Annotated in this window: 21 protein-coding genes; 10 read left to right on the top strand and 11 right to left on the bottom strand. The window is 67.5% G+C overall.

Features of this window, described 5'->3' with window-relative positions; genetic code table 11:
* Window position 1 precedes the first annotated feature (1 nt).
* Both GRI99_RS03215 and GRI99_RS03210 read right to left on the bottom strand, forming a co-directional pair.
* A complete protein-coding gene (locus tag GRI99_RS03215; RefSeq protein WP_160770530.1) occupies window positions 2–421 on the bottom strand; it encodes a cupin domain-containing protein in 420 nt (139 codons plus the stop codon).
* The gene (locus GRI99_RS03210) at window positions 421–1,356 is read right to left on the bottom strand and encodes a ribose-phosphate pyrophosphokinase (RefSeq protein WP_160770529.1); all 936 of its coding nucleotides are present in this window, start codon (window positions 1,354–1,356) and stop codon (window positions 421–423) included. Before GRI99_RS03210 ends, GRI99_RS03215 begins: the two co-directional genes overlap by 1 nt.
* Before the next feature lie 227 nt (window positions 1,357–1,583).
* Here GRI99_RS03210 and GRI99_RS03205 point away from each other — a divergent pair, with 227 nt between their 5' ends.
* Window positions 1,584–2,108, top strand: coding sequence for a glycosyltransferase (locus GRI99_RS03205; protein ID WP_160770528.1), 525 nt, complete (start codon window positions 1,584–1,586; stop codon window positions 2,106–2,108).
* A 6-nt stretch (window positions 2,109–2,114) separates the two neighbouring features.
* Here the strand turns inward: GRI99_RS03205 and glpX are convergent, their stop codons facing one another.
* Window positions 2,115–3,116, bottom strand: coding sequence for a class II fructose-bisphosphatase (glpX, locus tag GRI99_RS03200; protein WP_160770527.1), 1,002 nt, complete (start codon window positions 3,114–3,116; stop codon window positions 2,115–2,117).
* 54 nt (window positions 3,117–3,170) lie between these two features.
* Here glpX and GRI99_RS03195 point away from each other — a divergent pair, with 54 nt between their 5' ends.
* Window positions 3,171–3,662: a hypothetical protein gene (locus GRI99_RS03195; RefSeq protein WP_160770526.1), complete on the top strand. Its 492-nt coding sequence runs from the start codon at window positions 3,171–3,173 to the stop codon at window positions 3,660–3,662.
* Here GRI99_RS03195 and GRI99_RS03190 read toward each other — a convergent pair.
* Both GRI99_RS03190 and GRI99_RS03185 read right to left on the bottom strand, forming a co-directional pair.
* On the bottom strand, window positions 3,659–4,966 hold the full coding sequence (locus tag GRI99_RS03190; protein WP_160770525.1) for a homoserine dehydrogenase: 1,308 nt from the start codon (window positions 4,964–4,966) through the stop codon (window positions 3,659–3,661). The two genes, GRI99_RS03195 and GRI99_RS03190, sit on opposite strands and share 4 nt — an antisense overlap.
* Before the next feature lie 36 nt (window positions 4,967–5,002).
* A complete protein-coding gene (locus GRI99_RS03185) occupies window positions 5,003–5,866 on the bottom strand; it encodes a hypothetical protein (RefSeq protein ID WP_160770524.1) in 864 nt (287 codons plus the stop codon).
* A gap of 405 nt (window positions 5,867–6,271) precedes the next feature.
* Here GRI99_RS03185 and GRI99_RS03180 point away from each other — a divergent pair, with 405 nt between their 5' ends.
* The 6 genes from GRI99_RS03180 to GRI99_RS03155 all read left to right on the top strand — a co-directional run bounded on the left by GRI99_RS03180 (window position 6,272) and on the right by GRI99_RS03155 (window position 10,180).
* Window positions 6,272–6,940 (top strand): energy transducer TonB, encoded by a 669-nt coding sequence (locus tag GRI99_RS03180; RefSeq protein ID WP_160770523.1) that lies wholly within the window; start codon window positions 6,272–6,274, stop codon window positions 6,938–6,940.
* Window positions 6,941–6,982: 42 nt separating this feature from the next.
* Window positions 6,983–7,750: a MotA/TolQ/ExbB proton channel family protein gene (locus GRI99_RS03175; RefSeq protein WP_160770522.1), complete on the top strand. Its 768-nt coding sequence runs from the start codon at window positions 6,983–6,985 to the stop codon at window positions 7,748–7,750.
* An 86-nt stretch (window positions 7,751–7,836) separates the two neighbouring features.
* Window positions 7,837–8,376 carry an ExbD/TolR family protein gene (locus GRI99_RS03170; RefSeq protein WP_202392900.1) on the top strand — a complete coding sequence of 180 codons (540 nt, stop codon included), beginning with the start codon at window positions 7,837–7,839 and terminating at the stop codon, window positions 8,374–8,376.
* 39 nt (window positions 8,377–8,415) lie between these two features.
* Window positions 8,416–8,847, top strand: a complete 432-nt coding sequence (locus GRI99_RS03165) for an ExbD/TolR family protein (protein ID WP_160770521.1) — start codon at window positions 8,416–8,418, stop codon at window positions 8,845–8,847.
* Window positions 8,848–9,149: 302 nt separating this feature from the next.
* Window positions 9,150–9,629: an ExbD/TolR family protein gene (locus GRI99_RS03160; RefSeq protein ID WP_160770520.1), complete on the top strand. Its 480-nt coding sequence runs from the start codon at window positions 9,150–9,152 to the stop codon at window positions 9,627–9,629.
* An 80-nt stretch (window positions 9,630–9,709) separates the two neighbouring features.
* Window positions 9,710–10,180, top strand: a complete 471-nt coding sequence (locus tag GRI99_RS03155; protein ID WP_160770519.1) for a biopolymer transporter ExbD — start codon at window positions 9,710–9,712, stop codon at window positions 10,178–10,180.
* A gap of 3 nt (window positions 10,181–10,183) precedes the next feature.
* Here GRI99_RS03155 and GRI99_RS03150 read toward each other — a convergent pair whose 3' ends face one another.
* The 6 genes from GRI99_RS03150 to GRI99_RS03125 all read right to left on the bottom strand — a co-directional run bounded on the left by GRI99_RS03150 (window position 10,184) and on the right by GRI99_RS03125 (window position 17,547).
* Window positions 10,184–12,634, bottom strand: coding sequence for a ligase-associated DNA damage response DEXH box helicase (locus GRI99_RS03150; protein WP_160770518.1), 2,451 nt, complete (start codon window positions 12,632–12,634; stop codon window positions 10,184–10,186).
* A gap of 47 nt (window positions 12,635–12,681) precedes the next feature.
* Complete coding sequence (locus GRI99_RS03145; protein ID WP_160770517.1) at window positions 12,682–14,043, bottom strand: MFS transporter; 1,362 nt, start codon at window positions 14,041–14,043, stop codon at window positions 12,682–12,684.
* 82 nt (window positions 14,044–14,125) lie between these two features.
* Window positions 14,126–14,935 (bottom strand): DUF2059 domain-containing protein, encoded by an 810-nt coding sequence (locus GRI99_RS03140; protein WP_160770516.1) that lies wholly within the window; start codon window positions 14,933–14,935, stop codon window positions 14,126–14,128.
* 25 nt (window positions 14,936–14,960) lie between these two features.
* On the bottom strand, window positions 14,961–16,364 hold the full coding sequence (gene pgmG / locus GRI99_RS03135; protein WP_160770857.1) for a phosphoglucomutase/phosphomannomutase PgmG: 1,404 nt from the start codon (window positions 16,362–16,364) through the stop codon (window positions 14,961–14,963).
* Between the two features lie 61 nt (window positions 16,365–16,425).
* Window positions 16,426–16,707 (bottom strand): J domain-containing protein, encoded by a 282-nt coding sequence (locus GRI99_RS03130; RefSeq protein ID WP_160770515.1) that lies wholly within the window; start codon window positions 16,705–16,707, stop codon window positions 16,426–16,428.
* Between the two features lie 3 nt (window positions 16,708–16,710).
* A complete protein-coding gene (locus tag GRI99_RS03125; RefSeq protein ID WP_337192842.1) occupies window positions 16,711–17,547 on the bottom strand; it encodes a division plane positioning ATPase MipZ in 837 nt (278 codons plus the stop codon).
* A gap of 80 nt (window positions 17,548–17,627) precedes the next feature.
* Between GRI99_RS03125 and panC the strand changes: the two genes are divergently transcribed.
* Together panC and GRI99_RS03115 are read left to right on the top strand one after the other, a co-directional pair.
* Window positions 17,628–18,494, top strand: coding sequence for a pantoate--beta-alanine ligase (gene panC, locus GRI99_RS03120; RefSeq protein ID WP_160770514.1), 867 nt, complete (start codon window positions 17,628–17,630; stop codon window positions 18,492–18,494).
* Entirely contained in the window at window positions 18,491–18,868 is a 378-nt protein-coding gene (locus tag GRI99_RS03115; RefSeq protein ID WP_160770513.1) for a nuclear transport factor 2 family protein, read from the top strand. Before panC ends, GRI99_RS03115 begins: the two co-directional genes overlap by 4 nt.
* The last annotated feature ends 7 nt before the right edge of the window (window positions 18,869–18,875 follow it).

Here is an 18,875-nt window from a genome sequence, read left to right as displayed (position 1 = left end):
CCTACTCCGCCACCATCTCGCGCAAGGGGTGGTCGTCGTCCTTGATCCACACCGAGATGCCGCGCATCCCTTCCGGACCCGCCGTGCCCCAGTGGACCACGCCGGGAGCGATGGTCACGCTCTGGCCGGGACCAAGCTGCAGGTCAGGCTGGCCCGCGCGGCTGACCGTGGCGCTGCCGCCGATCAGGTAGATGTACTCCTCGCCATGGTGGAAGTGGCGCGGGATCGGCGCGCCGGGCCCCATGTTGAGGTCACCCACGATCAGCGAATGGCCGGGCGCGGCGGCAATGCGGTCTTCCAGCACCTGGTTGATCCCCGGCGGCGGGTCATAGACCGCGACAGACTGCGGCCCGGCGGGCGCGGTGGAACAGGCGGCCAGCGCCAGCGCGGGAACGGTTGCGAGGACGATCCGCCGCGCCATCAGTCGAACAGGCTCGACACGCTGCTTTCGTCGGCGATGCGGCGCACCGCCTCGCCCACCAGCGGGGCCACGGTGAGGACGCGGATCTTGCCCGAATCGCGGGCCGCGTCGGTCGGCAGGATGGTGTCGGTGATCACCAGCTCGGTCAGCATCGAGGCGTTGATCCGGGCCACTGCCCCGCCCGACAGCACCCCGTGGGTGATATATGCGGTAACGCTGCTGGCCCCCGCCTTAAGCAGGGCCTCGGCCGCGTTGCACAAGGTGCCGCCGGAATCGATGATGTCATCGATCAGGATGCAGGTGCGGCCCTTCACGTCGCCGATGATGTTCATCACCTCGCTCTCGCCCGGGCGCTCGCGGCGCTTGTCGACGATGGCCAGCGGAGCGTTGTCGAGCCGCTTGGCGAGGGCGCGGGCGCGCACCACGCCGCCCACGTCGGGCGAGACGACCATCAGGTCGGTCCCGCCCAGCCGCGCCTGGATGTCCGCCGCCATCACGGGGGCGGCATAGAGGTTGTCAGTGGGAATATCGAAGAAGCCCTGGATCTGCCCGGCGTGCAGGTCCACCGCCAGCACGCGGTTGGCCCCGGCCTGGGTGATCAGGTTGGCCACCAGCTTGGCCGAAATCGGCGTGCGCGGGCCGGGCTTGCGGTCCTGCCGGCCATAGCCGAAATAGGGCACCACGGCGGTGATCCGCTTGGCCGAGGCGCGCTTCAGCGCATCGATGCAGATCAGCAGCTCCATCAGGTTGTCGTTGGCCGGGAAGCTGGTGGGCTGCACCACGAACACGTCCTCGCCGCGCACGTTCTCGTGGATTTCGACGAAGATCTCCTCGTCCGCAAAGCGGCGCACGCTGGCATCGGTCAGCGGCACTTCCAGATAGGCGGCAATCGCGCGGGCCAGCGGCAGGTTGGCGTTGCCGGACATGATCTTCATGGGAAACGGGCCTCTTGGTCGGGTCGCAACGGGCGTAGGATTCGCAGAGGCAGGCTCTAGCCAAGCGTCACGCGATTGCAACCTGCGCCCGGTTCCCGCTTGGGGATAGGAATGCCGGTTCGGCTTTTCCGGGGGTGGCTCACCTTGGCCGCGCTGCGGCGGCCCCATACTCGAACCCAAGCGCCCTGGGGGATATCACCTGGGCGGCAAGGGGAAACGGGGCCGCAATGTCGACAGCCAGCAGCCAGGGCACGACCGCGCAGCCGGACCTGCGGGTGATCATGCCCGTGTTCAACGACTGGGAATCGGCCGAGCGCCTGCTGGCCGATATCGATGCCGAATTTGCCGGCGATGACGTAACCATCGAAGCGATCCTGGTGGACGACGGATCGATCCAGCGTCCGCCCGCCAGCCTCGCCGCAGGCCAGCGGATTCGTCGCGTCACCTGCCTGAAGCTGGGCACCAACGTGGGTCACCAGCGCGCCATTGCCATCGGCCTGGCCGACGCATCGCGCAGCGCCACCAGCGGGCACCATGGCCTCCCCAACTGGGCTACCACGGTGCTGGGCTTTGCCATCGTCATCTCGTTCCAGGCGCTGATGATGCCGATCCTGATGGTCTTCATGCTGCTGAACGCGCGCGGCCAGATCCAGCCGCCGCCGGAGCGGGTGGTGCTGGATTACCTGGCCGAACGGATCGAGCTGGCCGGCCCGGCGGCAACCCCCGCGCCCGTCCCCGCCTCGGCCGCCTGAGAACTCTCAGCCCAGGCGGTGTTCCGCCTGGACCCAGCGCACCGTTCCGCTGGAAGCGCGCATCACCACGCTGTGCGTACAGTGGACCATGGTCCCGTCGGCCCGGCGGCGCTGGCTGACGCCGCGCAGCAGCGAGCCATCGGTCACCCCGGTGGCGGCAAAGATGCAGTCGCCCCGCGCCAGGTCGTCCAGCCGGTAGATGCGCTCGCTGTCGGTGATGCCGCAGTCGAAGGCGCGCCGCCGGTCGGCCTCGTGGCGGAACATCAGGCGGCCCTCGAACTGCCCGCCGGTGCAGCGCAGCGCAGCCGCCGCCAGCACGCCTTCGGGCGCGCCGCCGCTGCCCATGTAGAGGTCCACCCCGGTGGCCGGATCGGTGGTGGCGATCACTGCGGCAATGTCGCCATCGGGCAGCAACTGGATGCCGCAGCCCATGGCCCGCAGCCGGCCGATCAGTTCGGCATGGCGCGGCCGGTCAAGCACGCAGACCATCAGGTCTGCCGGCGCGACGCCCTTGGCTGCGGCCAGCGCGGTGACGTTCTCCTCCGGGCTGTTCGCCAGGCTGACCACGCCCTCCGGATAGCCCGGGCCGACGGCGATCTTTTCCATGTAGATGTCGGGCGCGTTGAGCAGGCAGCCGTGGCCGGCGATGGCCAGCACGGCCAGGGCATTGGCCCCGGCCTTGGCGGTGATGGTGGTGCCTTCCAGCGGATCGACCGCGATATCCAGTGCCGGGCCCTTCCCCGCCCCCAGCTTCTCGCCCACGTAGAGCATCGGCGCATGGTCGCGCTCGCCCTCGCCGATCACCACGGTGCCGGTGATGGCGAGGCGGTCGAAAGCGGCGCGCATGGCAGAGACAGCGGCCTCGTCGGCGGCGGTCTCGTCACCCCGGCCCACCAGCCGCGCGGCAGCGGTCGCGGCGGCCTCGGTCACGCGGACCAGCTCCATCACCAGCACCCGGTCGAGCGGGGAGCGCTCGTCCCGAACCTGCGCCTCTTCACCCTCATTCATCGGCAATTCACTCCCGCCCACGAAGGGTGCGGGGCTTAGGACGGGGATGTTGCAATGTCGATACGGTTGGCCTTCGGCACACTGCTGACCGCCCTTGCGCTACTGGTCCCCGCCGATCCCGCCGCCGCGCAGGATGCCACCTACGGTCCGGCCGATGAACGCGAGGCGAGCCCGGCACAGCAGGCCACCAGCCCCTATCTTGCAGGGCGCAGGCGCGAGCGGCCGCGCGAATGCGACCAGGCCAACCCCGATCCCGACACGATCGTGGTCTGCCGCGAATGGGAGGACGGCGAGCGCTATACCTTCGACAGCCCCGTGGAAGCCGACATCGGCGTGACCGGCAGCGGCGTGCCGCGCGCGCCGGACGTGTTCGGGATGCCGCCGTGCAGTTCCTACACCGTGTGCGTCGGCGGGCTGGGCAGCGTGCCGCCGCCCGCGATCATGGTAGACTTCAGCGAACTGCCCGAAACCCCGCCCGATTCCGAGGCCGCGCGGCTGTACGACGGGCCGGTGGCAGAGGGGGAAGCGAAGATCGAGGAACCTTAACCGATCAGGCGCATCACGAGCGGCGGCTCGCTGATCGAAGGCGAGCCTTCGAGCAGTTGCAACGCCGCGCTCACCGCGCTTTCCGGGCCTTCATGGCTGACGATGGCGACCAGCACCGATTCGGACTCTGGGCCACCCTCCTCAGCCCGGCCCTGCTGGATCAGGCTCTCGATGCTGACCCCGGCATCGCGCATGGCGGCGGTGATCTCGGCCAGCACGCCGGGCCGGTCAGCCACGACAAAACGCATGTAGGCGCGGGCCTTGCGGTGGCCGGCATCGGCGGGGGCAGCAGCGCTCAGCATGCCCACCGGCACGCCGAAGGCCGGGGTGGCATTGCCGCGGGCGATATCGATCAGGTCGGCCACCACGGCGCTGGCGGTGGGACCATCGCCCGCGCCGCGCCCCACGAACAGCAGGCGGCCCACGTGGTTGCCTTCGGCCACCACGGCATTGGTGGGGCCGTCTACGGATGCCAGCGGGTGGCTCTTGGCCACCAGCACCGGGGCCACGCGCTGGAACAGGCGGCCATCGGCCTGCAGCTCGGCCTGGCCGACCAGGCGGATCTTGTGGCCCAGCGCGTCGGCCTGCGCGATATCCGCCGCACGGATGCGGGTGATGCCGGAAATGTCGAGCGCGGCAAAATCCACCGCCGTGCCAAAGGCCAGCGCCGCCAGGATGGCCAGCTTGTGGGCCGCGTCCACGCCCTCGATGTCGAACGCCGGGTCGGCCTCGGCATAGCCCAGGTCCTGCGCCGCCTTCAGCACCACGCCGAAGTCAGCGCCGGTCGATTCCATCTGGCTGAGGATGTAGTTGCAGGTGCCGTTGAGGATGCCGAACACGCGGTCGATCCGGTTGGCGGCAGCGCCCTCGCCCAGCCCCTTGATCACCGGAATGCCCCCGGCCACCGCCGCTTCGTACTTCAGCGCCGCGCCGTGCTGTTCGGCCAGCGCCGCCAGCTCCATGCCGTGGTGCGCGATCATCGCCTTGTTGGCGGTGACCAGTTGCTTGCCGCCAGCCAGCGCGGTGCGCGCCAGGGTCAGCGCGGGGCCATCGCTGCCGCCGACCAGTTCCACCACCACGTCCACGTCATCGCGGGTGGCCAGCGCGGTCATGTCGTCTTCCCAGGCGAAGGCGGACAGGTCCACGCCCCGGTCCTTGGTGCGGTTGCGGGCGCTGACAGCGACCACCTCGATCGGGCGGCCGGCGCGCGCGGTCACCAGCGCGTGGTTCTCGGCCAGCAGGCGGACCACGCCCGCGCCCACGGTACCCAGGCCCGCAAGGGCGATGCGAAGCGGTGCAGTCATGAAAGTCCCCGTCCGGCTAGAATCCTGCCGGCGCACCTAGATGGTGCGGGCGCAATTGCCAAGCTCGCGGCGGACGAAGGCATAGTCTTCCCGCGCCCGGGTGCGCGAAGCGGGATCGCTCTGCAGGAAGGCGCTCTCGGGCAGCGAATCGGGCAGGCGGCAGGCGAGCGCGAACCACTCCAGCGTCTCGGGCTGCGGCGGGCGGGCCGACTGGTCGACGATCTCGCTCCACGAGACGCCCCAGGCGGGCGGCATGCCCGGGCGGCGCACCACGCTGAGCGAAACCGGCTGGCCACCCTGCGTGGCCAGGAACACCTGGGTCTCCGATTCGCCCGCCAGGTTGCCGGGCACCGAGATCGCCTCGCGCACGCCTTCGATCACCGGCGGGACAGTGCTCTGCACCAGTTGCGTCAGCACGGTGCGCAGGCGCTGTTCCAGCAGCGGATCGGCCACCTGCATGGCCCCGCGCCCCACCAGCACCAACTCGCCCGGGCGGCCGGGCACACGGTTGGCGAACAGCAGGTACACGCCGCGCTTCAGGTTGGGCCGGCGGCCGCGCGCGTCAAGCGGCACATCGGTCAGGAAGGCGCTGTTCTCGCCCACCGGCCCGGCCCCGGCCAGCAGGGCCTGTGTACGCGCTTGCAGGTAGAGCCGCGCGTGGCCCGGCGCCAGGCCCGGCGCGCGCTCTACCGGAACATTGCGCTGGTCGCGGATCTCCACCCGCAGCACCAGCTCGCTCGCCTGCGCCAGGCTCACCAGGTCGGCATAGGTCAGCGGATCGGGCGCCGGGGTTGCCGCCGGGGCAGCCGGCGCGTTCCGGTCACGGAACATGCCCGCCGGATCGTTGGCATCGCGTTGCTGCGCCGTGGCGGGTTGCGCCAGCCATGCAAGCGCTGCCATGATCGCCCCGGCGGATCGCCAGGAGAGATTCGCCGGGGGGGAGATTCGTACCTTTGGAGCCATGGCTCGATCCTCGGAAATACGCCGAATTGCGATTGGGCAATGTCACATTTCGACGCACAATGCAGCCGCAAAGGGGGCCACGGGACGTGAATCGTATCTGAACGGACAAAGCGGATTGCCCACACGTTAGTGTGTCGTTAAGACCCGGCCCGAACGGGTCTGCTGCCATAACACAACAGGCGGTCCCGGGAACGAGGGGTGCGCTGGACCGGTATCCCCCTCAGGCCGCTCTTGAAATTCGGGGTGGACAAATCTTCGCTGCGGCAGGCAGACTCCCCGGTCTGCAATCTGCCGCGATGGCCGGACATCGTCCGGCGAATGGAAATGGAGTGATGGGACTGGATGGCTTACGCTGACCAAGAGATGAGCGGCAGTCGGATTGTTTCGATTGTCATCGTTGCCCTCATCCACCTTGTGATTGGGTACCTGCTGGTGACCGGCCTCGCCATAAGCGCGGTCAAGGAGGTCGTGCAGCGGGTGACCACGGTGGATGTGACTGAGCCGGAACCCGAAGAAGAGGAACCGCCGCCACCGCCGCCGGACCAGGAAGTGGCTCCGCCGCCGCCCGTGGCTCCGCCGGCACCGATCAACATTGCCCCGGCCCCGCCGCCGATCCGCACCGTGGACAGCATCCCGCCGCCCGCACCGCCGGCTCGCATCGTGCCGCCGCCGGCCCCGCCGGCCCCTCCCGCCGCACCGCCGCCGCCCTCGCGGGCCCGTGCCGCGCAGCGTGATGGCCAGAACCGCTGGGCCGCCCGCATCCAGAGCAACTACCCCCGTCGCGCCGTCCAGCGCGAGATCGAGGGCAACGTTGGCGTGGCCGTGACGGTGGGCCCCGACGGGCGCGTGACCGCCTGTTCGGTGACCGCCAGCTCGGGCTCGGAAGATCTCGACCAGGCAGCTTGCGAGGGCATGCAGCGCTATGCCCGCTACGAGCCTGCGCTGGACGATGCCGGCAACCCCACCTCCGGGCGCGATTCGATGACCATCGTCTATCGCCTGGGCGAATGATTTTTCACCTATTTACCTGATCTCTAAGAGAGGACGTTTCGCATGTTTATTGACCTTCTTGCCGCTGGCGCGGCCGGCGCTGAAGAAATCCAGAACCAGTTCGGCTTCAAGGAAGCCATGGAACAGGGCGGCCCCGTCGCCTGGACCATTCTGGCCATCCTGGTGATCCAGTCGGTCGGTTCGTTCTACATCATGATCACCAAGTGGATCGAGCAGAACAAGATCATGAAGCAGTATGCCGCCGGCCGCGCCAACTTCTGGCGTTCGGGCAGCATCTCGGAAGGTGCCGGCAAGTTCGAGAAGAACAGCGCCTGGCGCCAGCTGGTGGACGACGCCCTGACCGCCGAATCGCAGCACAAGCAGATGACCGACAGCCTGGAAGCCCATGACTGGCTGCACGGCACGCTGGCCCGTTCGGAAAGCGCCATCAACTCGAAGCTGGCTTCGGGCCTGCCGTTCCTCGCCACCGTGGGCGCCACCGCGCCGTTCGTGGGTCTGCTCGGCACCGTGGTCGGCATCTACCGCGCCATGATCGGTATCGCCATCGCCGGCTCGGCCCAGATCGACAAGGTCGCCGGCCCGGTGGGTGAAGCACTGATCATGACCGCCATCGGCCTGCTGGTCGCCGTGCCGGCCGTGTTCGCCTACAACTACCTGCAGAACCGCAACAAGAAGATCGCTGCCATGCTGTCGGGCTTCTCGGTGGAACTGCTGGCCAACCTGGCTTCGAACGGCGCGATCAAGCCGACGGTTGCCCCGGCCAAGGCTGCTGCCCCGGCCGCTCCGGCCAAGCCGGCCCCGAAGGCCTGAGGCTGATCTGGTTCATCGGCGGGGCCCGGCCATTGGCCAGCCCCGCCGCCAACCCAGCCAGCCCCATTTGAAACAGGACAAGTAACATGGCCATTGCATTGGGCGGAGACGGCGACGAAAAGCCGATGTCCGACATCAACACGACCCCGCTGGTGGACGTGATGCTGGTGCTGCTGATCATCTTCATCATCGCCGTTCCGGTGGCGATCCAGACGGTCGAGGAACTGAAGATCCCGATCATCCGGTCGATCGAATCGGACAACAAGGTGGAGAACCTCCTGATCACCATCACCACCACCGACGACGCCGGACTTGAGCCGGGGTTTACGGACACGGCCTATGCGGGCGCGTCGCGCAACGGTGAATGCCGGGTGTTCTTCAACAACGTGACCCCGGTGGACTCGCAGGAACTGTACGACAAGGCGTTCCAGCGGCTGGACCAGCTCGTGAAGCGCGCCGGCGGTGCCGAAGCCATGATGGCGAACCCGGACCTTATCCCGCAGGTTCACATCCGTGGTGACGTAAACGCCCCGTGGCGCTGCGTTGCCGGCACCATCTACAACATCCAGGCGGCCGGTTATCCCACGGTCGGCTTCATCTCGAACCCGATCGATCCGGGCAACTAAGCCCCGGTCGGATCGAGATAGTCTGAGGAGTAACACAACATGGCAATGTCAGGCGGCAGCGACGATGGCGAGCCGATGATGGAAATGAACACCACGCCGTTGATCGACGTGCTGCTCGTGCTCCTCATCTGCTTCATCATGTCCATCCCGATTGCTACCCACGCGGTCAACATCGACCTGCCCGCGCCGAGCCCGCCCCCGCTGGTTCCTCCGCCCGATCCCGTGATCAACAAGGTGGTGATCACCCCGGGTGGCGAGATCCTGTGGAACGGCAATCCCGTCAACCAGGGCGGTCTGGTCTACCAGCTGCAGCAGACGCTGACCTACTCGGTCGAGCCGGAACTGCAGTTCGAGCCGGAAGCCCAGGCCAGCTACGAGATCTCGTCGCAGGTGCTCAACATCATCAAGAGCTCGGGCGTGACCAAGTTCGGCTTCGTGGGTAACGAGCGGTATCGCCAGTTCGGCAAGTAAGCCTTCACCGGCTTTTCGCTGACAGCAAGATCAAGGGGCGGGTAACACCGCCCCTTTTTCTTTGGGCGGAAGGCGGCGTGGGGAGAACGGCACCAAGGCCCCGTCCCCGGCCTCATGCACAAGAGCGATGGTCCTTCCTCGGCAAGCCAGGAGGCCATCCAGGCTTGCCGCGGCGCTGCCCACCACCAGCGCCGCGTGCCTCCAACGCCTTCCCAACTTGTGGACTTGACAAAGCGCCTGGGTGGTGATGTTATCTTGTTACCTGTTGCACAAGACGGCAGGATCCGAGAGGAGGCATCGCCATGACTGTCCAGGCCCTTCCCCAACCCGTCCGCCGTTTCCGCCGCCCCTATCCGGCCTATCGCGCCGATGCCTACGGTGCCGCTGCCAGCAAGCCGATGATGGAGATGAACACCACCCCGCTGATCGACGTGCTGCTGGTGCTGCTGGTCATGCTGATCCTGGCAGTGCCGATCGCCACCCACCAGACGCCGGTGGACCTGCCGCAGGACGGCACATCGGTCAGCCGGGTGGAGCAGGTGAGCCTGACCGTCGATGCCGCCGGCCAGCCGTACTGGGATGGCCAGCCGGTCGACAGTGCCACCCTGCGCCAGCGCCTTGCCCGGGTGGCGGCGCAGGCCGAGCAGCCGGTGGTCGGCTTCGAGCCCGACCCGCAGGCCAGCTATAACGCGGTGGTCCACGTGATCGCGTTGACGGGCGAGGAGCGGATCGAAAATCTGGCCTTTATCGGCAACGAGCAGTTCCGCCAGTTCGGCAAGTGACCAGCCCGCCATCCCGAAGGCGGCGGCTGCGCCACGCCGTCGCCGTCTTCGATCATGGCCAGCCGATAAGGCGTATACAAATGGGTCCGCTCGCTGGTGTTCTGCTGCTGGCGATGGCGCTGGTTGCCGCAACCGACAAAACACCCACGCACACCCTGATGGTCAACCTGCCGCCGCCGAGCATACTCGACCATCAAGAGCGCCTGGCATTGGCCAGAACGCCCGTGATCCGGCTTTCGGTTACTGCTTATGGTGTCGTGCGATCGAATGGCATCCGGGTCTTGCCGGAAGAACTGGAAGACAGGCTGGACGAAACGCTGTCCCAACCTTTCGAACCCTTCATTGTCTTCGATCCCGATCCTGACGCGCCTTATGCCATGACCCTGTTGACCCTCGCGACAGTGGTCGAAAAGGTGGGCAGCAACCGGCGCTTCTGCTTCGGCGAACTCGAGCGCTTCAGGACCTACGAAGACCTGACGCCACGCCCCCGCGCGGTGAACCACCCGGGCGGCCTGCCCAGTGGCTGTGCGGATCCCAGCTGGGTGGAATAACCTTCAAACCCGCATCGCTGCCGCGCTCAGGCTCTCCGCCTCCAGCAACAGCTCCTCGTCTGCCGCGCCTTGCGGCACCGCCTCGCGCCCGATCATCACCAGCACCGGCACGGCCAGCGGGCTGACCCGGTCGAGCACCACGTGTTCCACACGCTGCGCGCTCGTCTCCAGCACCTGCGCCAAGCGGTCCATGTCAGTCAGCTTGGATCGCGCGTCGGCCCAGGCGGCCTCGATCAGCACGTGGTCGGGCTCGTACTTGCGCAGCACGTCATAGATCAGGTCGGTGCTGAAGGTGACTTGCCTGCCGCTCTTCTTCTTGCCGGGATGCTGGCGTTCCACCAGCCCGCCGATCACCGCCACCTCGCGGAACGCGCGGCGCAGCAGGTAGCTGTCCTGCACCCAGTCGACGAATTCCTCGGCCAGGATCGTCGGGCTGAGCAAGGGCCGGGGGTCCTCCACCGGCTTCAGGCCCCACACGGCCAGCGAATAGTCGTTGGCCACGAAGCCGCCCGGCATCAGCCCGGCATCCTCCATCCGCTTGGTCAGCAGCATCCCCAGCGACTGGTTGGCGTTCCACCCGCAGAAGGTGTAGTAGACCGTGTAGTGCACCCCGCCGTGGGGGAAGCTTTCCACCAGCAGGTTATCCGGCCCGGGCAGTTTCGAGCGCCAGTCCTGCACCTCCAGCCATTCGCGCACCTCGTCCGGCAGGCGGGCCCAGCCGGCGCGATCGACCAGCAGGGCGCGCACGCGGTCGGCCAGGTGGGTGGTCAGCGGCAGGCGCAGGCCGCCATAGCTGGGGATCATCGCCGCCTTGCTGCTGGCGCGGACGACCAGTTCCATGTCCTTCACGCTTTCCACCTCCAGGCCGAGGCCGGCAAACTGGAAGGTATCGCCAGGACGCAAGCTGGCGGCAAAGCGCTCCTCCACCTTGCCCAGCGACCTGCCGTTGCGAAAGCGCACGGTGAGCATCTCCGAATCGACGATGATCCCCGCGTTCATCCGGTGGCGCGTGGCCTGGTCAGGGTGGGCCAGCCGCCACACCCCTTCCCGGTCACGCACGATGCGGCGGAACCGGTCATAGGCCTTCAGCGCATAACCACCGGTGGCCACGAAGTTGAGCACGCGGGCCCACACGCCTTCGTCCAGCCACGAATAGGCGAGCGTGGAGCGCACCTCGGCCAGCAGCGCCTGTTCGTGGAACGGCGCGGCGCAGGCGCAGGCCATGAGGTGCTGGGCCAGCACGTCCAGCGCACCGGGGCGGAAGTCCTCGCCATCGCGCTGCCCGGCGTCCACCGCATCCTTGGCCGCCAGCGCCTCCAGGAATTCGAAGCGGTTGCCCGGCACCAGCAGCGCCTTGCTTGACTGGTCGAGCCGGTGGTTGGCGCGGCCCACGCGCTGGAGCAGGCGGCTGGAGCCCTTGGGCGCCCCCATCTGCACCACCAGGTCGATATCGCCCCAATCCACCCCCAAGTCCAGGCTGGCCGTGGCCACCAGCGCCCGCAGTTCGCCCCGCGCCATGGCCCCCTCCACCTTGCGCCGGCTTTCCGCAGAGAGCGAACCGTGGTGGACGCCAATCGGCAGGTTATCCTCGTTCACGTCCCACAATTGCTGGAACACGTATTCGGCCAGGAAGCGGGTGTTGGTGAAGACCAGCGTGGTCTTGTTGGCCTTGATCCGCTCGTAAAGCTGCGGGATCGCCCAGCTTGCCGCATGGCCGCCCCAGGGAACGCGGGCATCCTCGGCCTCAAGGATCTCCACCAGCGGCTCGGCTCCCGGCTCGCCCTCCACCAGCGTCACCGAATCGATCTCGCCATCGGGAGCCAGCCAGGCGCAGAAGCCTGCCGGATCGGCCAGCGTGGCGGACAGGGCCACGCGCTGCATGGCGGGCGCAATGGTCTGCAGGCGGGCCAGCGACAGGGCCAGCAGGTCGCCGCGCTTCTGGGTGGCGAAGGCGTGCACCTCGTCCACCACCACGCGCTTCAGGGTGCGGAACAGGTCCACACTGTCCGGGAAGCTGAGCAGCAGGCTGAGGCTTTCGGGCGTGGTCAGCAGCACGCTCGGCGGCCGGGCGCGCTGGCGCTTCTTGCGATCGGACGGGGTATCGCCGCTGCGCGTTTCCACCGTGACCGGCAGCCCCATGGCTTCCACCGGGGCGATCAGGTTGCGCTGCACATCGTGCGCCAGCGCCTTCAGCGGCGAGACGTAGAGCGTGTGCAGCCCTTCAGGCAAGGGCGCACCCTGCAGCACCGACGGGCAGAAGGCAGCGAGTGTGGGCAGAAACCCGGCCAGCGTCTTGCCCGCGCCGGTATCGGCCACCAGCAGCGCGTGCTGGCCCCCTTCGGCGGCGGCCATCATGTCCAGCTGATGGCGACGGATGGTCCAGCCGCGCCCTGCAAACCAGTGGGCGATCTCCGAGGGAACCCATGCAGCTCGAACGGGGGGGGCGGCGGCCATGGCTCAGAGATAGGGGGGCCAGACCCCCGCCACAACGGCGCGGGCGATCAGTTCACGCGTGGCGGCGGCCCTTCGCCCTGCGGCAAGTCCTGTGCCACCACGTGCTGGGTGCGGTTCTCGTGCGGGAAGCGGACCAGCAGCATCAGCACCACCATCGCGCCCCACAGCCCGGCCAGCAGCAGGTACATCAGCACCGGGTGGCCCGCCCCGGCGGTGGCCGCGGCAAGGCTGGCCCCCAGCGGGCGGCCGAAGTTGCCCAGCGCCATGAACACGGTGAACTGGGTGGCCGCCACCTTCAGGTCGCACATCCGCATCGACAGCGTGATGCCGCAGACGAAATAGACCATGGCGAACAGGTCCAGCGTCACCTGCGTGGTCATCAGGAACCAGGTCTCGCTCCACAAGTGGGGCAGCAGGGCCATCGCCAGGATCACCGCCGCACCGCCTGCCAAGGCAAAGATCAACGCCCGCTGCGCCCCGATCCGGGCGACCAGCGGCCCGCCGACGATCATGGCAAAGACACCGGAAATCAGGCTCTGGATCGAGCTGAAGCTGCTGTAATCGGTGGCGCTCCACCCGGCCCGTTCCTGGAACATCACCGGATGGAAGCTTTCAAAGGCACCCGCATGGAGCGAGCGGACCAGCAGGATCGGGATCAGGCACAGGCTGAGCGGCACGACCATCGCCTTGAAGCTGGCTTTCAGCAGCGGCCACCATGCTTCCACCTGCACCGCCAGGTTGTGCGGATGCGCACGCCCCGCAGTCCATGGCAGGCGGCGCTCGCCCTCGCGCTCGCGCAGCATCACGCCGAACAGCATCACGGCCGCCGGGATCACCGCACCCACGGCCAGGCACCCGGTGATGCCCGACAGCTCCAGCAGCCAGCCGCCGCCCGCCATGCTGGCCGACATGCCCAGCAGTTGCGCCCCGCCCATGATGCCGCCGGCCTTGGCGCGCTCATCCTCGGGCATGATGTCCACCGCCAGGCTGTCGATGCCCACGTCCTGGAAAGTCACCGCCACGTTGGCGCAGAACGCCAGGGCAGAAAGCACCGCCACGTCCAGCGGCAGCGGAGCGATCAGCGCACCCGCCAGCAGGGCCAGCACCAGCAGGCTCTGCGCGCCGATGATCCACACCCGGCGGCGGCCCATTGGCAGGAAGGTATAGCGATCGATGATGAAGCCGTTCACCAGCTTCAGCGACCACGGCAGGCTGGCCATGCCGACCACGGCGGCCACCTGCGTGGTATCGGCCCCGTTCGCCGCCATCCACGCGGGGATGGCATAGACGAACAGGCCGATGGGAAAGCCTTGCGTGAAGTAGAACACCAGCAGGGTGACGATCCGCAGCAGCGGGCTGCGCGTGAGGATCAGGCCCGAAGTTGCGCCCCTTGCCGCCGTGCTTGCCATGCCGTGCCCCTGCCCGTTGATGTCCGGGGCAGAGTGTGAACGAGCGCGGGGATTTGTCCAGCGCCCGCGATCGACCCTTACGCTATTCGGCGAAGGACGGGGTGGCATCCATCAGCGCGTATTCAAGATCCTCCGCCGCCACGCCCAGCCACTGGGCCAGCAGCTTGCGCTGGTTGGGCGTAAGGTCGGCATAATTGCGCTGACGGGGCAGATCCGCCATGGCCGCGTCCAGTTCGGCCTGGATCGATCCCATCTGGCCCATGGCTTCGGGCATCATACGCATCATCGTGCCCGCCAGCCGCGGGTCGCTGGCCATCTGGTAGGACTGGCGGGCATAGGCCGCGCCCGATGGGGTGGCGAAAAAGGCATCGATATCGGCCAGTTGCGCCTCGCTGAAATGGATCGCGTAAAGCTCGGCAATCGCCTGGCGGACCACCGGCTCCACCGCCTGCATCACCCGGCCCATCGCCTGTTCGGTAAATTCCCGGCTGCGCGTTTCACGCTCGCGCCAGGCGGGATCCAGCAGGTCGGCGATGCGGGTTGCCTGCTGGTCGGTGATGGCGTCAGTGTCGACGGAGAAAACACCCACCCGGCGGCTGATGACATCCCGCGCACTGGGCTCGCCATCGGTGCCAATGATCGCGCCGAACATGCCGCCCATCATGCCATCCATCATGCTGCCCAGCGATCCGGCTGGCACGACCTTGTCGGCGAGGGCCATGGCCAGCGGCAGGCGGGCCTGCTCCTCGGCAGTGAGCGGCGGGGGTGGAGCGAACAGTCCGGCCATCGCCTCGCCGAAGCCGGCCAGACCGGCATCGCTGTCCTGCGCTAGCGCGGCCGCCGGCGTCAGCGCCAGGATCACCGCTGTCAGTGCTGCCTTGAATCCCGCCATTTCAGCCCCCTTTGCCAGGAGGCGATTAATGCCCTGCCTGCGGCCCCCGCTCAAGCCCGCTGGCGGCCAGCTGGTCATCGATCTGCTTCAGCAGCCGGTCCAGGCCTTCCTGGGTATCGCTTTCGGCACGGGCGACCAGCACATCCTGCGTGTTGCTGGCGCGCAGCAGCCACCAGCCGTCCTTGCTGGTCACGCGCACGCCATCGGTGCCGTCGACCTGGTCGGGGCTGTTGGCAAGGCGGGCCTTCACCTCCTCGATCGCGGCAAACTTGCGGCTCTCGTCCACCTGGAAGCGCAGTTCGGGCGTGTTGAGCATGGCCGGCATCTCGCCGCGCAACTGCGTGACCGTCTTGCCCAGGCGGGCAGCGGCGGCGATCAGGCGAATCCCGGCATAGAGCGCGTCGTCGAAGCCATAGTAGCCATCGGCAAAGAACACGTGGCCGCTCATTTCGCCGGCAAGAGGCGAGGAAGCCTCCTTCATTTTGGACTTAATCAGCGAGTGCCCGGTCTTCCACATCAGCGGCTTGCCGCCGTGTGCGGTGACATGGTCGAACAGCGCGCGGCTGGCCTTCACATCGGCGATGATCGTCGCCCCCGGAGTTCTACTTAAGAGTTCTTCCGCATAGATCATCAGCAGCTGATCGCCCCAGATGATGCGGCCTTCGCCGTCGATTGCGCCGATGCGGTCGCCATCGCCGTCGAAAGCAACTCCGAAATCGAGGGACTTTGCGGAGACAAGGCTTCGCAAATCCTCAAGGTTTTCGGGGACAGTCGGATCAGGGTGATGATTGGGAAAATGACCATCAACGGCAGTGTACAGCAAGTGGTGTTCGCCGGGCAGGCGGGCCGCCAGCTTCTCCAGCGCGGGGCCGGCCGCGCCGTTGCCCGCGTCCCAGCCCACCTTGAGACGGGCCAGGACCTCGGGATCGATCCCGTCCAGGCCCTGCAGCAGCCGGTCGACATAGGCATCGATGATATCTACGTGCTCGGTCCCGCCGACACCGCTGTCCCAGTCGCCCGCCGCCGCCATCTCGCCCAGCTTCAGGATGTCGGCGCCGAAGAACGGTCGCCCCTGAAATACCATCTTGAAGCCGTTATAATCGGGGGGATTGTGGCTGCCGGTTATCTGAATGCCGCCCTGCACGTCTTCGGCTGAGGCTTCGGCATAATAGAGCATGGGCGTGGCCCCCAGGCCGATGCAGCGCACATCCACCCCGGTGGAGGTCAGCCCTTCCACCAGCGCATGTTCCAGCATCGGACTGGATACGCGGCCGTCATAGCCGACAACCACCTTGTTGCCGCCTGCCCGGCGCACCAGCGTGCCGAAGCCCTTGCCGATAGCGCGGGCATCGTCCGCACCCAGGGTTTTGCCGATGATCCCGCGGATGTCGTATTCGCGAAGGACGGTGGAATCGAAGGTGTGTGTCATCATCATCCCGGTCTTTGGCGCCGGAAGGTTACCGGCGCGTGGCTTTTCTGCACGCCAGCGATCAGCGATCGCCCGGCAACTCGTTCAGCAGCAGGTCGCGCGCGGCATTGGCCTCGTGGACCTGGCTGTTGGTGCCACCCTTGTCGGGGTGGACCAGGGCCACCAGCCGCCGGTGCGCCAGCACGATCTCGTCGCGCCCCGCCCGCGCATCGACACCCAGCAGGCTGCGGGCCTTCAGCACCGCCTGCTGGCGAGTGGAGACCTTCGGCTGCCACGGCCAGCGTCCGGTTATCATCCTGAATAACAGGCATATCACCCCGGCGGCGAACAGCAAACGGGTCATGGTTCAGGCGGTTCCCTCTGCCGCCAGCACCCGTTGCGGGGCGGCCTTGGGCACCACCAGGTTGAGCTGGGCGACCAGGCTGCGCAGTTCCTGCCGGGCGACCAGGTGGCTGGTGCCCAGTTCGCCCAGGTGGCCCTTGTCCAGCAGGGTCAGCCCGCTGGGGAACAGCTCGCGATAGATCACGCGTTCGGACAGGCCCTGGGCCACGCGGAAGCCCACCCGCTTGCTCAGTTCGCCCAGCGCCTGGTCAAGCCGGCGCTGGTTGCGGGCATCGGTGTGGCCGGTGCGGTTCCTGACCACCACCCAGTCCATCTGCCGGCGCTGCTGCTCGATCGTGGCGCGGCTGCGCTTCAGGCGCGCCTCCCAGATCAGTTCGGCATAGAAGCTGAGGCGGCGGACCTTGAAGCTTTCCGCGTCCACCTGCCCGATCAGGTCGAAATCGACGAAGCTGTCGTTCATCGGGGTGACCAGGGTATCGGCCTCGGTCGCCACGTGGCGGGCGAACGGATCATCACGGCCCGGGGTGTCGAAGATCAGGAAATCGGCGTTGCGGGCGAGGCGTATGGCCTGCTCCTCCAGCTCCTCTACCGTGGTGCCGCGGAACACCTCGCACACCGGGCCGGGCAGTTCGATCTTGCGGCGGGCGCGGGTTTCCTCGCGGTTCTCGATATAGCGGTGCATGGTCGCCTGCCGGGTATCGAGGTCGATCGCGGCCACCCGCGCGCCCTGGTAGGCGAGCGCCACGGCCACGTGCACCGCGGTGGTGCTCTTGCCGGTGCCGCCCTTCTCGTTGGCGAAGACGATGCGCTGGGCCGCATGGGGCGCGGAAAGGCTGGTCACGATCAGGCGGGCTTTCTCTGGCTGGCGAATGCGCTAAGGCGGCTGGGTTCGAACAGCATCTCTATCGGAGCCGGGCGCGCGTGCAAACCGTCAACACCCTCAATGCCCTGCGCGAAGCTGTGGATGACCTGCGCCGTTCGAGGGGCAGCGTGGCGCTGGTCCCCACCATGGGCGCGTTGCATGAAGGGCACCTGAGTCTGGTGCGCGAAGCGCAGGCCCGTGCGGATCACGTGGTCGTCTCGATCTTCGTCAACCCGCGCCAGTTCGGCCCCAAGGAGGACCTGGCCGCCTATCCACGCCAGCTTGCCGCCGACCAGGCGCGGCTGGAGGAAGCCGGGGTGGCCCTGCTGTGGGCGCCCACGGTCGATGTCATGTATCCTGAAGGGTTTGCCACCAGCGTCAGCGTGGAGCGGCTGACCGAGGGGTTGTGCGGCGCGGTGCGCCCGGGGCACTTCGCCGGGGTGGCCACCGTGGTGCTGAAGCTGTTCAACCAGGTGCGGCCCGATCTGGCAGTTTTCGGCGAGAAGGACTGGCAGCAACTGGCCGTGATCCGCCGTTTTGCGGCTGACCTCAACCTAACTTTCCCCGGTGTGGAAAACATCCTTGGCGCCCCGATCGTGCGCGAAGCGGACGGCCTGGCGATGTCCAGCCGCAACGCCTACCTTTCGGCAGACGAGCGGGCAATTGCCGGCCTGCTCAACCGCCTGATGGCCAAGGCCATCGGCTATATCGAGGGCGGCGAAGATGTGGGGCCGGTGCTGGCCGGCCTGGAATACGAGATCGTCGCCGCCGGCTTCTCCTCGGTCGACTATGCCGTGCTGGCCGATGCCGCCAGCCTGGAGCCGCTCGACACCGCGCCCAAGGCCCCCGCCCGCCTGCTGGTGGCCGCGCGGCTGGGCACCACCCGCCTGATCGACAACATGCCCGTGGGAGAGAGCGCCGCATGACCGAGGACGATTTCCGCAGCTATGTGGCGGCCTTCAACGCCAATGACTTTGCCGGCTTCGGCCGCTTCTACGCCGATGACGTGGTGTTCGAACTGGGCGGATCGAAGCGCATCGTGGGGCGCGACAACATCCTCGCCTTTTACCGGCAGGTGAAGGCGCACATCACCGAAGTGGTCACCCCGCTGGAGGTGATCGTTACCCCCACCCGCGTAGCCATGTACTGCCGCACCACCTTCGATACCTTTGCCGACTGGCCCGATTTCGAGATCTGGCCGACCATGGCGGGCGACCACCGAGAAGTGGAGACGATCGCCATGTACGAAGTGGTGGACGGGCGCTTCACCCACATCCGCGGGGCCCGGTTCAAGCCTTAGGGTTTCT

The sequence above is a fragment of the Alteraurantiacibacter buctensis genome (assembly GCF_009827655.1).
Taxonomy (GTDB): domain Bacteria; phylum Pseudomonadota; class Alphaproteobacteria; order Sphingomonadales; family Sphingomonadaceae; genus Alteraurantiacibacter; species Alteraurantiacibacter buctensis.
The sequence above is the reverse complement of the archived record's forward strand: the minus strand, read 5'-3'. Positions and strand labels throughout refer to the sequence as shown.

What these genes read in the sequence shown, in the direction of transcription:
- GRI99_RS03165 (WP_160770521.1), top strand. Translation starts at nt 8,416, where the DNA reads ATGGCAATGTCAGGCGGCAGCGACGATGGCGAGCCGATGATGGAAATG.
- GRI99_RS03150 (WP_160770518.1), bottom strand. Translation starts at nt 12,634, where the DNA reads ATGGCCGCCGCCCCCCCCGTTCGAGCTGCATGGGTTCCCTCGGAGATC.
- GRI99_RS03205 (WP_160770528.1), top strand. Translation starts at nt 1,584, where the DNA reads ATGTCGACAGCCAGCAGCCAGGGCACGACCGCGCAGCCGGACCTGCGG.
- pgmG (WP_160770857.1), bottom strand. Translation starts at nt 16,364, where the DNA reads ATGACACACACCTTCGATTCCACCGTCCTTCGCGAATACGACATCCGC.
- glpX (WP_160770527.1), bottom strand. Translation starts at nt 3,116, where the DNA reads ATGAATGAGGGTGAAGAGGCGCAGGTTCGGGACGAGCGCTCCCCGCTC.
- GRI99_RS03185 (WP_160770524.1), bottom strand. Translation starts at nt 5,866, where the DNA reads ATGGCAGCGCTTGCATGGCTGGCGCAACCCGCCACGGCGCAGCAACGC.
- GRI99_RS03190 (WP_160770525.1), bottom strand. Translation starts at nt 4,966, where the DNA reads ATGACTGCACCGCTTCGCATCGCCCTTGCGGGCCTGGGTACCGTGGGC.
- GRI99_RS03145 (WP_160770517.1), bottom strand. Translation starts at nt 14,043, where the DNA reads ATGGCAAGCACGGCGGCAAGGGGCGCAACTTCGGGCCTGATCCTCACG.
- GRI99_RS03195 (WP_160770526.1), top strand. Translation starts at nt 3,171, where the DNA reads ATGTCGATACGGTTGGCCTTCGGCACACTGCTGACCGCCCTTGCGCTA.
- GRI99_RS03215 (WP_160770530.1), bottom strand. Translation starts at nt 421, where the DNA reads ATGGCGCGGCGGATCGTCCTCGCAACCGTTCCCGCGCTGGCGCTGGCC.
- GRI99_RS03140 (WP_160770516.1), bottom strand. Translation starts at nt 14,935, where the DNA reads ATGGCGGGATTCAAGGCAGCACTGACAGCGGTGATCCTGGCGCTGACG.
- GRI99_RS03210 (WP_160770529.1), bottom strand. Translation starts at nt 1,356, where the DNA reads ATGAAGATCATGTCCGGCAACGCCAACCTGCCGCTGGCCCGCGCGATT.
- GRI99_RS03130 (WP_160770515.1), bottom strand. Translation starts at nt 16,707, where the DNA reads ATGACCCGTTTGCTGTTCGCCGCCGGGGTGATATGCCTGTTATTCAGG.
- GRI99_RS03180 (WP_160770523.1), top strand. Translation starts at nt 6,272, where the DNA reads ATGGCTTACGCTGACCAAGAGATGAGCGGCAGTCGGATTGTTTCGATT.
- GRI99_RS03155 (WP_160770519.1), top strand. Translation starts at nt 9,710, where the DNA reads ATGGGTCCGCTCGCTGGTGTTCTGCTGCTGGCGATGGCGCTGGTTGCC.
- GRI99_RS03170 (WP_202392900.1), top strand. Translation starts at nt 7,837, where the DNA reads ATGGCCATTGCATTGGGCGGAGACGGCGACGAAAAGCCGATGTCCGAC.
- GRI99_RS03115 (WP_160770513.1), top strand. Translation starts at nt 18,491, where the DNA reads ATGACCGAGGACGATTTCCGCAGCTATGTGGCGGCCTTCAACGCCAAT.
- GRI99_RS03160 (WP_160770520.1), top strand. Translation starts at nt 9,150, where the DNA reads ATGACTGTCCAGGCCCTTCCCCAACCCGTCCGCCGTTTCCGCCGCCCC.
- GRI99_RS03175 (WP_160770522.1), top strand. Translation starts at nt 6,983, where the DNA reads ATGTTTATTGACCTTCTTGCCGCTGGCGCGGCCGGCGCTGAAGAAATC.